This window comes from Cohnella sp. GbtcB17, from assembly GCF_019091135.1.
Lineage (GTDB): Bacteria > Bacillota > Bacilli > Paenibacillales > Paenibacillaceae > Cohnella.
Genome location: NZ_JAGXJW010000003.1, coordinates 62,244 through 75,364, shown reverse-complemented (window position 1 = coordinate 75,364; position 13,121 = coordinate 62,244). Strand labels below are relative to the sequence as shown.

Annotated in this window: 6 protein-coding genes; 5 read left to right on the top strand and 1 reads right to left on the bottom strand. The window is 58.6% G+C overall.

The annotated features are described in order from the left end of the window. Positions 1-74: 74 nt before the first annotated feature. Positions 75-6,512 carry an S-layer homology domain-containing protein gene (locus KVT38_RS02040; RefSeq protein ID WP_217592023.1) on the top strand — a complete coding sequence of 2,146 codons (6,438 nt, stop codon included), beginning with the start codon at positions 75-77 and terminating at the stop codon, positions 6,510-6,512. 83 nt (positions 6,513-6,595) lie between these two features. Here KVT38_RS02040 and KVT38_RS02035 read toward each other — a convergent pair whose 3' ends face one another. Further along, on the bottom strand, positions 6,596-7,645 hold the full coding sequence (locus tag KVT38_RS02035) for a LacI family DNA-binding transcriptional regulator (protein WP_217592022.1): 1,050 nt from the start codon (positions 7,643-7,645) through the stop codon (positions 6,596-6,598). Positions 7,646-8,177: 532 nt separating this feature from the next. Between KVT38_RS02035 and KVT38_RS02030 the strand changes: the two genes are divergently transcribed. The 4 genes from KVT38_RS02030 to KVT38_RS02015 are packed head-to-tail and all read left to right on the top strand — an operon-like array spanning position 8,178 to position 13,118. Then, positions 8,178-9,032, top strand: a complete 855-nt coding sequence (locus KVT38_RS02030; protein WP_483298153.1) for an ABC transporter permease — start codon at positions 8,178-8,180, stop codon at positions 9,030-9,032. Between the two features lie 19 nt (positions 9,033-9,051). Next, complete coding sequence (locus KVT38_RS02025) at positions 9,052-9,933, top strand: carbohydrate ABC transporter permease (RefSeq protein ID WP_217592020.1); 882 nt, start codon at positions 9,052-9,054, stop codon at positions 9,931-9,933. A gap of 47 nt (positions 9,934-9,980) precedes the next feature. Beyond that, the gene (locus tag KVT38_RS02020; RefSeq protein WP_217592019.1) at positions 9,981-11,600 is read left to right on the top strand and encodes an ABC transporter substrate-binding protein; all 1,620 of its coding nucleotides are present in this window, start codon (positions 9,981-9,983) and stop codon (positions 11,598-11,600) included. Positions 11,601-11,621: 21 nt separating this feature from the next. Beyond that, positions 11,622-13,118, top strand: a complete 1,497-nt coding sequence (locus KVT38_RS02015; protein ID WP_217592018.1) for a glycoside hydrolase family 32 protein — start codon at positions 11,622-11,624, stop codon at positions 13,116-13,118. Positions 13,119-13,121: the final 3 nt, after the last annotated feature.

Below are 13,121 nucleotides of genomic sequence, written 5' to 3'. Positions count from 1 at the left end.
GCGGTGCGGAAGTGTGAGGGTAGCTGATTTTATGAGAACGCTATCATCGGTAAAAACAATCAAGGAGGTTTCCGATGCATCCATTGTCGGCCCGTCAGATTCGAAAATCGTCACTCAGCGTATTTCTCGCGATGTGTATGCTTCTGAGCACCGTTATGGCAAATACGGCGGCGCCTGGCAGAGCCAATGCCGAAGGCCCGGACCCAGCGCAACGCGTGCCGGTCAATCCTTATCCGAGCCCCGTGGTAGACTCCGCGCTGGCCAAGCACGATCTGACCGCCGCACCCAGTCCGCTGGACAATCCGCTGAAGGGCTTCGCCCCGTTTTATCCGTGGGACAACGAGGCTTCGCTCCCCCACAGCCTGGAGTGGTTCTATGTACCGCTCAAGGCGGTCATGAACGGCCCGAATTCGTTCACGTTCGACTCGGGCATCGAGCCGCAGCTGAATGCGATTGCCGCACGCGGCAATCAGGCGGTGCTTCGCGTCTATCTGGAGTACCCCGGAGAGGCAGACGCGATCCCGCAGTTCATGCATGACGACGGCATCGCGATTCGTCACAACGACGCTTTTAACCAGGACGAACCGGATTACGACGATCCGCGCATGGTCACTTATTTGACCAACTTCATTCAAGCGTTCGGCGCCAAATACGACGGCGATCCGCGCATCGGCTTTATCCATATGGGCCTCGTCGGCCTGTGGGGCGAGTGGCATACTTGGCCGTACGACACGGATACGAGCAGCGACAGCTATCCGGACCACATGCCGAACGCCACGACGATCAACGCCATTTTTAACGCCTACGACACGGCCTTTAATCACACTAAATTAGAGGTCCGCAATCCAGGCTTGCCCAACGCGGGCGATTATAACTTCGGCTATCATGACGACTCGTTCGGCTTCAAGGAAGGGGATCCGCTGCAGAGCGTGACCCAACCGGAGAGCATGGGCGGCGCCTATTATTCGTTCATGACGCAGATGCTGGATGCCGGCTCGGAGAACAAATGGATCACGGAATCGATCGGCGGCGAGGTCCGTCCCGAGATTCAGGAGCGCTTCTTCAGCGGCGGCGCCGATGTCGACGACGCGATCGACGATATCGAGCTCACGCATGCGACGTGGATGATCAACCATAAAGGCGTCGGCAGCTACAGCGCGAACGATGCCGCGGTAGCCGCGGGCATCCGCAAGATGGGCTACGATCTGAACGTAAAAAGCGCTTATTACAACAATGTGGCCCAGGGCGATCCGCTCAAAGTGGGCGTAACCATTCAGAATAACGGCGTTGCGCCGTTCTCTTATCCCTGGAAGGTGCAGCTGGGCGTCAAAAACGCGTCCGGCAAGCTGGTCAAGCAATGGGACACGACATGGGACATCACGAAGGTGCAGCCTGCGCAAATCCGCACGTACCCGGAGTGGAACGTACCAGGGAATCCGAAGTATGTGCCGTTCGGCGAGCCGTATTATTTCGATACGACCATCGCCGATCCGGCCTTAAGCGACGGTTATTACTACCTGGTCATGAAAGTCGTCAATCCGCTCGAGGCGATCAGCAGCAAAGCGAAAAGGGTGGGATTTGCGAATGCGGATCAGGACAAGGAGGGCTGGCTGAATCTCGGTACGTTGCTGATGGGGGACTGCGCGTCGCCATGCACGCCTCCGCCTACAACGCCACCGCCGCCGCCGACGAAGCTGCTCGTCGATAATTACGACGGGACGCCGGCCTGGTCGGGCAGTACGCAGAACGATCTGAATCAATGGACCGGCTCCAGCAACTTTGCGAACGGGAACGGAGCGGGCGTCGTTGAAGACGGCGCGCTCATCCTTCAATATCAGAACATGTCCCGGCTCGAGACCAATATCGGCCGCAATCTAACCGCTACGAGCAAGCTCGTCATTCGGGCGAAAGGCGCCGTCGGCGGCGAAGAAAGCCAGATTAACATCACGATCGGCGGCGTCACCAAAACGCTCGGTCAATTTAGCGGCGACACCCTTACGACAAGCTTTAAGGATCTCGTCATCGATCTGCCGGCAAACGGCGTGGATCTGTCGCAGACGATCTGGAGCATCGCCCTCTCGCAAGCGACCTGGAATACGACGGGCACCATTTATATCGATGAAATTTACTTCACTGACAAATACGAATCGGATACGGAGACAGGCGGCGGCAACGGGAATGGTCCGGATACGCCGACGAACCCGGGCGCCGGCTCGCCGGGGCTGATCGAAGACTTCGAGTCTTATGGCAGCGATGAAGCCGTCAAGCAAGCGTGGACGGAAGCCTGGTCCGACAAGCCGGGCTCGGTGACGAGAGCGCTCAGCCAAGCGAGCGGGAGCAAGGGCCTCCGGCTGTCCGTCGCCACCGCGGATTCGGAATGGGCGAATATCATCCATGCGATCCCTGAAGGCAAGCGGGATTGGTCCCGCTATGACGGCTTAAGCTTCTGGTTGAACAACACGACGAGCGACAGCAAGGATTTTAGCTTAAACGTCGCGCTCGAGACGCCCGTCACCAAGGGAGAGTTCGGGTTAAAGGACGGCGGTTCGGCCCTGACGCTCGCTGCCGACGGAAGCTGGCGCGCGGCGGCGTTTAACGGCGCTTCGCTGAACGTTCCTGCGGGATTCAGCGGCGTCGTCCGAATCCCTTGGGATCAATTCGTTCAAGCCGCCTGGCAGTGCGACGGCGATCAGTCGGCATGCGCGGCCGCGCTGGATCCGAGCGAGATCGACGGCCTCCAGTTCGGCTTCCCGCCTAAGGGCTACATCCACAATGTCATCACGATTGATGACATCGCGCTCTACCGGGCAGACCGCGTCCTGGACAGCTTCGATACGTATGCGGACGATGCCGCGCTGCAGAACGTCTGGAAAATCGATTGGGAGGACGGGAATCCGTCCGCGCTTCGGACGATCGACAAGACCAACGTCGCAGACGGCACGCAGGCGATGAAGTTGTCCGTTGTCCCACCGTCCGGCAAGCCTGCGTCCAATTGGGTCAATATCAAGCGCGCGGCGTTTACCGGAACGGATACGGACTGGACCGACTACGACGGACTGACCTTCTGGGTGAACAATGCGTCGCCGAGCGGCAAGAGCATGGACCTCAACGTCGCGCTGGTCACCGACGCGTCGAAAGGCGAGTTTTCCTTAAAAGCCGGCGGCGCAGTCAAGTTCTATAACGCTGTGGACGGTTGGAAGACGACCACCCTCGGGGGCGGATCGCTGTCGATCGCCGCTGGTTACAAAGGCATGGTCCGCATTCCTTGGGGCGCCTTTTCCCAATCGTCCTGGCAGGGCTGCGGCGCTTGCGACGCCGCATTCGACCGAAGCAAGGTGCTTCAAATTCAGTTTGGCTTCGGCCCGGCCAATCAATCGGACAATGTCCTCACGATCGATGCGCTTGGCTTGTACGCGCTGGCGGGCAGAACGGGCGGCGGCAATGGAGGTCCTTCCGGACCGGAGCCAGTGGATCATCCGAGTGCGCCGGCCTGGGCGACGGCAGCGGGGACGCATGCGCTCACGTACAGCCAGGCGCCCGTAGACAATCCGCTCAAGGGCTTCCTTCCTTTTTACGATGCGTCCGAGGAAGCGTACTTCACGGCCGGCGACGATTGGAGGGACCGTCCGACCCAGCTGCCGTACAGCATGGAGTTTTTCTACCTGCCGCTGAGCAAACTGATGAACAATCTGAACGACTTCGATTGGACCGAGCTGGACAAACGGCTGGAAGCCGTAGCCGCAAGAGGCAATCAAGCCGTGTTCAGAGTATATCTGGACTATCCGAACAAGCCTTCTGGTATTCCGCAATTTCTGATCGACGAAGGGCTGAAGACGTTTGCCTATGAAGGCTACGACAATGGAAAGGATGCCACGAGCCTGGCGCCAGACTACAACGATGAGCGCTTGATGGCCGCATTGGACAATTTCATCGGCGCGCTTGGCGCGCGGTATGACGGCGATCCGCGGATCGGATTCATCATGATCGGCTTGATCGGCTTCTGGGGCGAGTGGCATACGTACCCGTATGACGGCAATTTAAAGTCGCCTAACCTGATGCCGACCGACGCCAACCTGAAGCGGGTGCTGACCGATATGGATCACGCGTTCGACGACACCAAGCTGGTGCTGCGGTATCCGATGGACAACAACACGCTCAAAACGACGAATTTCGATGTCGGCTATCATGACGATTCGTTCGCGTTCCAGACGCTCCCGCCGAGCCTGGGCGGACAAAGCTGGCACTTCTGGGGCCGCATCAAGGATGCATCGGCCACGGAATTCTGGAAAACAAACAGCATGGGCGGGGAGATGCGGCCCGAGATTCAGGTGAAGATGTGGAACAACGATCCGCCGCGGTACAACGAACCGGCGACGCCGATCGAGGGCGCACAGGGCGAGGACTACTACACCAGCCTCAATCTGACTCACGCTTCCTGGCTGATCGCGCAGGGCATCTTCCAGACGCCGCTCGGCCAGGAGCCGCTGGCAAGAGCGACGGAGGGCTCGCGCAAAATGGGCTACGAATATGATGTGCCGACGGCTTATCTGGATGCGACGGGCGGCAATCTGAAAGTTGGCGTAGAAGTCGAAAACAAAGGCGTGGCTCCTTTCTACTATAACTGGAAGGTCGAACTCGCCGCGCAAACGGACACCGGCATCGTGAAAATCTGGGAGCCGGGCTGGGATCTGAAGGACATCCTGCCGAATACGAACGGCTTCGACGGCAACAAGCTGTTCGCGTCTACGAGCAATCCGGCGCTGGGCAACGGAAGCTATCAAATTCTGATGCGTTACGTGAACCCGCTCGAGCAAATCAATGCGGACGCGAAGCCGTTCCGCTTCGCGAACGCCGAGCAGAATGAAGGCGGTTGGCTGAATCTCGGCAGCGTCGTCGTGTCCGGTAGCGCGGCCGAGGCGCCGGCTAGAGTGACCGGCATCACCTCGGATACCGCGGAGCAGCTGCGTTTGGCGCCGGGCAAAAGCGTGCAGATCAGCGTCGCCGCAGCGCCGGCAGCGGCAAGCAACACAAGAGTCGTGTGGTCTTCGGCGGACCCGGCGGTTGCCTACGTTTCTGCGGCAGGCCTGGTTAAAGGTGTCGGCGTCGGCCAGACCGTGATCACGGCCAAAACTTCGGACGGCGGCTTCGCGAAGCAATTCCGGGTGACGGTGTCTTCCGAGTCCGAACCGGAGACCAACCCGCCCTCCGGCGGTACAAACGTGACGCCTGCGACTCCCGCGCCGGAGCAGACGAAGGATGGCGTCAAGCTGGGGCAGGACGCCGTGAAGACAACGCAGACCAAAAATGCGGACGGCGTCGCCGAGACGACGGCAACGATCGATGCGAAGCGGCTGAAAGAGGCCTTCGACGCGCTCAGGAAGCAAGCGTCGACAACCTTCAATACGATCACGATCGACGTGAAAAACGACGGCGGCAGCGTGAAGGTCAACGTTCCGTCATCGGCGCTGATCGATGTCGCGAGCCATCTGCCTGGCGCGTTTATCCTTGTGAAAACCGATATCGGCACCTACAAGGTACCCGTACGCATCCTGGACCTGGCGGCCACGGCCAAAAAACTTGGCGCGGGTCCCGAAGGAATGACCATTCGAATCGAAATCAACAAAGTGGCAGGCGCGGCGGCAGCGCAGCTGTCCGAACAGGCCGCCAAGGCTGGCCTGACTTTGCTGGCCTCTTCGCTGGCATACGACATCTATGCGGAAGCAAACGGAAAATCCGTCGAGGTCGCCGATTTCGGCAGCACGTATGTCGAGCGAACGATGATCCTGTCCGAAGCGGTGGACCCATCGAAAACGACTGCGTTGCTGTACGACCCGGCTGCGGGCACCTTCCGTTTCGTACCGGCCGTCTTCCAGGCAAGCGGCGACCGTACGGAAGCCGTGATCAAACGGAACGGGAACAGCATCTACGCGGTGGCGATCGGCAGCAAGACGTTCGCCGATCTGATCGGTCACTGGGCCAAGGCGGACATCGAATCGCTGGCTTCGAAGCGGATCGTGAACGGCGTCGCGCCAAGCCGCTTTTCGCCGAGCAGTCCGATCACGCGCGCTGAATTCGCGGCCCTGCTCGTTCGCTCGCTCGGATTAAGCGCCCCGAATGCGTCGGCTTCGTTTAGCGACGTCGTCGCAGCGGACTGGTACAGCGACGCGGTCGAACAAGTGGCGCACGCGGGCCTCGTCGAAGGCTATCAGGACGGATCGTTCAAGCCGGACGACCGGATCACCCGCGAGCAAATGGCGGTCATGCTGTCCAGGGCATTGGCATATGCGGGATCCTCCGCCGATGTGAAGGAAGCGAACGACACCATTCTCGCGCCCTATTCGGATGGCGAATTCGTCGACGCATGGGCCCGACCTGCGGTCGCTCAAATGCTGGATGCCGGGGTCATCCGGGGAAAATCCGAGACGGAACTCGATCCCGACGCCGAGGCCGGCCGCGCCGAAGCTGTCGTCATGATCCGGCGCTTCTTGCAGCTCATCCGGTTTATGAACTGACGGAGTAAAGTCGATGCGCGTTGTAAATGAAAATACGAAGGCAGCCGTTCAAACGACGGCTGCCTTTTTACGTTGAGCTGTTCTTAACCGCCCGCGGATGTTCGGCTCGAAGCCCGATAAACCGGCTCGGTTTTCACATGAACGATCTGGAACGGCCTGGACGGATGTTTGATGCGGGCGAGCAGCAGCTCGGCCGTCAGATAACCCATGTCATGGCTGAATATGTGGATGGTCGTAAGCTGAGGATCGACGATCTGAGCTTCAGGCGCATCGTCGAAGCCGACGACGGCGAGCTCCTCCGGAATCCGTACGTCGCGATTTTTCAAAGCCCGCATGAGCGCGACGGCAATGAAATCGTTGGCGCATACGAAGGCGGTGGGCGGCGGCTCCATGCGGCTCCATTGCGCTTCCAGCCACCCCGGCTCGGAGTGAAAGAAAAACCGATCGTCGTCCACGATGCATATCGACGGATCGACCGGCAGTCCCGACTCCGTCATCGCCCGGTTGAAGCCGATCCAGCGCTCGTTAAAGCTCTTGCAGTGCATATAATCGCCGACAAACCCGATGCGCGTATGGCCGTCGCGGACGAGCGCTTTGGTGACGGAGGCGACGCAGTGCTCGTTCTCCATCAGCATGACGTCGGCCTGCAGCTCGGAAAAATCGAGCTCCGCCGAAGCATCGATAAAAATGACGGGGATGCCGAGTCCCGTAACCATCTCGCTGTAAGCCTTGTCGAACATCTCGATGCAAATGATGCCGTCGGCCTTGGCCGGCTCGAAATTCACGGGCAGCTCCATGGCCGCAGTCTCGGCTTCCCGGACGAAATGGATGGAGAGATTGTACCCCTCGGAGCTGATCTTCTCCTCCAGTCCGCCGAGCAGTCGGGAGCCGAAGTGCGAGCTGCCGGGCATATTGGACGTAAAAAGCGCGATATTGCCGGTCGTCTTGGACGCCACGGCTTCCGTATCGATAAAGGCGAATTGCTTGTACTTCAGCTCGATCGCTTTTTTGATGACCCGGTTGCGCGTCTCCGCCGGCAGGCTGCTGTTGCCGTTCAGCGCTTTGGAGGCGGTGTTGCGGGAGATGCCGAGCGCATCCGCAATATCCTGAATCGTGACTTTATCTTTAGCCATGTATGCGCGGCACACCCTTTATCCATAGTTCACCCTGTCAGATAAATAAAACGTACTTTATCGCGGTGGAAATGTCAACATCGTATTTACAAATGAACAATTCATCTTCCCATTTTCATTATTCATCTTCTGGTTTACAAAAGTGGAATTTTGCAAATCGCGCGAAATGCTGCGAATAAGATCGAAAATTGTCGAATGTAACATCGTCATTCTTATTATAGGACTTGCCCTGTTTTGATTGCGAGTTTATTTTACATTTGCACAATCTAATATTTATTAAACGTAAAAATTAATTTTACAAATGGCATTGACACTTTCGTTTCTATTTGCTAAATTTCTTGTGTGAATGTAACAAGCGTTCTAGTGTAAGCCTTTTCAGTTGAGTGCATTTGCACAAATAAAGTCGCGAAACAGGAGGGGGCGGCAAATGGAACAAACCATCATCCGCAGAGAACAACGGACGGCAAGGAGATCGGGCACATTGAAAAACATTTTCGATTATATCAGGCGAAACCATTTTCTTTACTGGCTTATGGCGCCCGCGCTCATCCTTACGATTCTTTTCAAGTACGTGCCGATGTACGGCATCGTCATCGCTTTCAAGGATTTCAGCTACAGCAAGGGGATTCTGGGCAGCGAGTGGGTAGGGCTCAAATATTTCGACAAGCTGCTGAACGCGCCCAACTTCGAACTGATTTTTATGAACACGCTGAAGCTCAGCGTCTACGGTCTCGTCATCGGCTTCCCTGTCCCGATCCTCTTGGCGCTCATGCTGAGTCAGCTGCGGAGGGCGGGCGTGAAGAAGAACATTCAGCTTTTCCTGTACGCGCCTAATTTCATTTCGGTCATCGTCGTCGTGGGCATGCTCTTCATCTTCCTGTCTCCGACAGGACCGATCAACAAGCTGATCATCGCGCTGAGCGGCCATCCGATCCAGTTCATGGCCGAGCCCGAGTACTTCCGCTCCATCTATATTTTGTCGGGCATCTGGCAGGGAGCCGGCTGGGCATCGATCATTTACGTCGCCGCGCTGGCGGGCGTCGATCCCGAGCTGCACAACGCCGCGACGCTTGACGGGGCGAGCCTGCTGCAGCGAATCCGTCATATCGACCTGCCGACGATCCGGCCGGTCATGGCCGTCGTCTTCATCCTGTCGGCGGGCGGCATCATGGCGATCGGCTTCGAGAAGGCGTTCCTGATGCAGACGGCGCTGAACCTGCCGACCTCGGAAATTTTGCCTACCTACGTTTACAAGATCGGTCTTAAAGCGGGCGATTACTCGTATTCCACCGCCATCGGGTTGTTCAATTCGGCGATTAACGTGATCCTGCTCGTCTTCGTGAATACCGTCGTCAAGCGGCTGAACGAAGGCGAAGGCCTGTACTAACCGGAAGGAGCTATCGATCATGACATTCAAGCACAGCCGGTTCGACCGGTTCATACTTGGCTTCGTTTACATGCTGCTTACGCTGGCCGTCCTGCTTATCGTCGTGCCTCTCGTTTATGTCGTTATCGCCTCTTTCATGGAGCCGACGGCCTTGCTCAACAAAGGCCTGTCGCTCAATCCGGCGGATTATAGCATCGAAGGCTACGAGAAGATTTTGTCCAGCAAGTCGATGCTCAACGGCTTCCTGAATTCGCTGTTCTACTCCGCCATGTTCGCGCTCGTCACCGTCGTCGTCTCCATGTTCGCCGGCTTCCCGCTGGCGATCGACGGCTTCGTCGGCCGCCGGTTTTTCATGATCCTGTTTATCGTCACGATGTTTTTCGGCGGCGGTCTGGTTCCGACGTTTCTCGTGGTCAAGCAGCTTGGGCTGCTCGATACCGTATGGGCGGTCATCATCCCCGGCGCCGTGAACGTATGGAATATTTTCCTGGCGCGGACGTTTTTCAAGGGCATTCCCAAGGAGCTGAGCGAAGCCGCCAAGGTAGACGGCGCTTCCGAGGCGCGAACCTTCTTCAGCATCGTGCTCGCGCTGTCGAAGCCGATCATGTTCGTGCTCGCCTTGTATGCGTTCGTCGGGCAGTGGAACTCGTTTTTCGACGCGATGATCTATCTGGAAAATTCCAGGCTGTATCCGCTGCAGCTCGTGCTGCGCTCCATCCTGATCCAGAACCAGGTGAGCCCGGAAATGATCGGCGACCGGCTGGCCCAGGCGGAGCTCAAGCGGCTGTCCGAGATTATCAAATATGCGTCGATCGTGATCTCCAGCTTGCCGCTTCTGGTGATGTACCCCTTCTTCCAGAAGTACTTCGAGAAAGGTGTCATGGTCGGTTCCCTTAAATAGGGCCGTCTCGACATAGAGGATTCATCCATTTAGAGGAGGGTTTCAAGTTGAAGCATGTGAAAATAACGGCGCTGAGCCTGTCCCTGGCGGCATTGCTCGTCGCCGGCTGCAGCAACGGCAATGGCGGGAACGCGGGGTCCGGCAGCGACGCGAGCGGCTCCGACGCAGCGTCCGGGACGGCCGCATCGAAGGTGACGTTGAAGTTCATGACGCAGAGTTCGCCGCTTGCGCCGGCCGATCCGAACGAGAAGCTCATTTTCAAACGGATGGAAGAGAAAACAGGCATTCATATCAATTGGACCAACTATACGAACGACGTATTTGCCGAGAAAAGAAATCTCGCACTGGCGACCGGCGATCTGCCCGACGCCATCTTCGACGCCGGCCTCGGCGATTACGATCTGCTGAAGCTGGCTAAGGACGGCACAATCATCCCGCTTGACGACATCATCAAGAACATGCCGAACCTGAACAAGGTGCTGGAGGCGGCGCCGCAGTACAAGGCCATGATGACCGCTCCGGACGGCCATATCTACTCGCTGCCGTGGATCGAGGAGCTCGGCTCCGGCAAGGAGAGCATTCACTCCGTCAACGATATTCCGTGGATCAACAAGGGCTGGCTCGACAAGCTCGGACTTCAGATGCCGACGACGACCGAAGAATTGAAAAAGGTGCTGATCGCTTTCAAGACGCAGGATCCGAACGGAAACGGCAAGGCCGACGAAATCCCGGTGTCGTTCATCAACGACGACGGCGGCAACGAAGACATCAGCTTCCTGCTCGGCTCCTTCGGCGAAGGCTTCAACTGGGACGAGACGCTGGTCACGGACGACGGCAAAGTCGTGTTCGCGGCGAATACCGAGGGCTACAAGGCCGGCATGAAGTACTTCAACGAGCTGTATAAAGAGGGACTCATCGACAACGAATACGTGACGCAGGACTGGAATACGTACATCGCCAAAGGCAAGGAGCAGCTGTACGGCCTGTACTTCACATGGGACAAAGCGAACGTGACCGGCGCGGACAGCGCGTACGAGCCGATGCCCGCGCTCGCAGGCCCGAACGGACAGAAAAACGTCGCCAGAACGAACGGCATGGGCTTCGACCGCGGCCGGATGGTCGTCACGAAGGCGAACAAAAACCTGGAAGCGACGACGAAGTGGATGGACCAGCTGTACGATCCGATTCAATCCGTTCAAAACAACTGGGGGACGTACGGAGACGACAAGCAGCAAAATATTTTCGAGTTCGACGAAGCGGCTAACAAGCTGAAGCATCTGCCGCTGGACGGCACCGCGCCGGGCGAGCTGCGCGCCAAGACGAGCGTCGGCGGACCGCTTGCGATTCTGGACGGCTACTACGGCAAATACACGACGAAGCCGGACGATGCGGCATGGCGGCTCGACATCCTGAAGAAGGTTTATGTGCCGGACATGAAGGCGCAGCAGATTTATCCGCGCGTATTTTTCTCGGCGGATGAGCTGGACCGTCTCTCCGCGATCGAGGCCGACATGATGCCGTATGTGCTGCAGAAGCGGACGGAGTGGATGCAAAGCGGCAAGGTCGACAAGGAATGGGACGGCTATCTCAAGGAATTGGATCGTCTCGGCCTTCAGGAATGGCTGCAAATCAAGCAGGCCGGCTATGACCGGAACGTGGAGAAATAAGAAACGAAGGAGCTTTTCGACATGACGATTGCCATTTCTCAGCCGCACCGACCGGTCTATCACTTCTCTCCGCCGTCGCACTGGATGAACGATCCGAACGGGATGGTGTACTGGGACGGAGAATATCACCTGTTTTATCAGCACAACCCGCACGGCACGACATGGGGGCCCATGCACTGGGGGCATGCCGTCAGCACGGATTTGATCGCCTGGACGCATCGGCCCATCGCGTTGTTTCCGGACGAGCTCGGCACCATTTTCTCCGGGAGCGCGGTGGTGGACCGGGAGGATACGTCCGGCTTCTTCGGCGGCAAGCCGGGACTCGTCGCGATCTTCACCCACCATCAGGAAGACCCGGCGTCCGGCTTGACGCGGCAGAGTCAGAGTCTGGCCTACAGCAAGGATGCAGGACAGACGTGGACCAAGTACGCCGGCAATCCTGTGCTGACGCATGAGACCTGCGTCGACTTCCGCGATCCGAAGGTGTTCCGCCATGCGGAGACGGGACTTTGGGTGATGATTCTGGCATGCGGTCAGACGGTTCACCTGTATACGTCTCCGGATCTGTTGACTTGGACGTTCGCGAGCGAGTTCGGCGACGGGATCGGCAGCCACGACGGCGTCTGGGAATGCCCGGGCCTGTTCCCGCTGGCGGTCGAGGGCGATCCGGCGCGGCAGCTATGGGTCATGCTGGTCAGCATCGGCGATGCGCCGGGCTCGGCCGAAGGCTCCCGGACGCAATACTTCACCGGCTCGTTCGACGGACGGACGTTCACGGCCGACGAAGCGTCGCGCACGGTCCGCTGGCTGGATCGCGGCCGGGACAACTATGCGGGCGTCAGCTGGTCGGACATTCCGGCGGACGACGGCAGGCGCATCTATATCGGATGGATGAGCAACTGGCGGTATGCGAACCAGACGCCGACGGAAGGCTGGCGAAGCGCGATGACGATTCCGCGCGAGCTGACCTTGGAGACGCGGGGCGGCGAGCTTGCGCTCATCCAGCGGCCGGCGATCGAGGCCGAGCGAACGGGAGCGTGCGTGCTGTCGGCGAAGGATATCCGCGCGGCGGACGTGCCGCAGCTCCTGTCGGGCATTCAGCTTGACGCGTATGAGCTGGTTGCCGAGTTCGAACCGGGCTTCGTGCAGCCGTTCGGCTTTAAGGTGCGCGCGTCGGCGGATGGGCGGCAGGCAACGGAGGTCGGTTACGACCCGGTCGCAGAGGCGCTCTACGTAGACCGTACCCGATCGGGCCGAACCGATTTCCATGCCGATTTTGCGGGCCGGCATACGGCCGGGCTGGCGAGGGCGGAAGGAAAGGCGATGGAGCTTCGTCTCCTCGTGGATCGCTGCTCCGTCGAGGTGTTCGCTGCGGATGGGGAGACCGTCATGACGGAGCTAATCTTCCCGGATCCGGAGGCGAAGGGATTGGAGCTATTGGCGGGGCCGGACGATGCGAATGCCGTTGTGCGGTCGCTCACGATTTACGCGTTGACGCCCGAGGCGAAGGAGGACTGAACC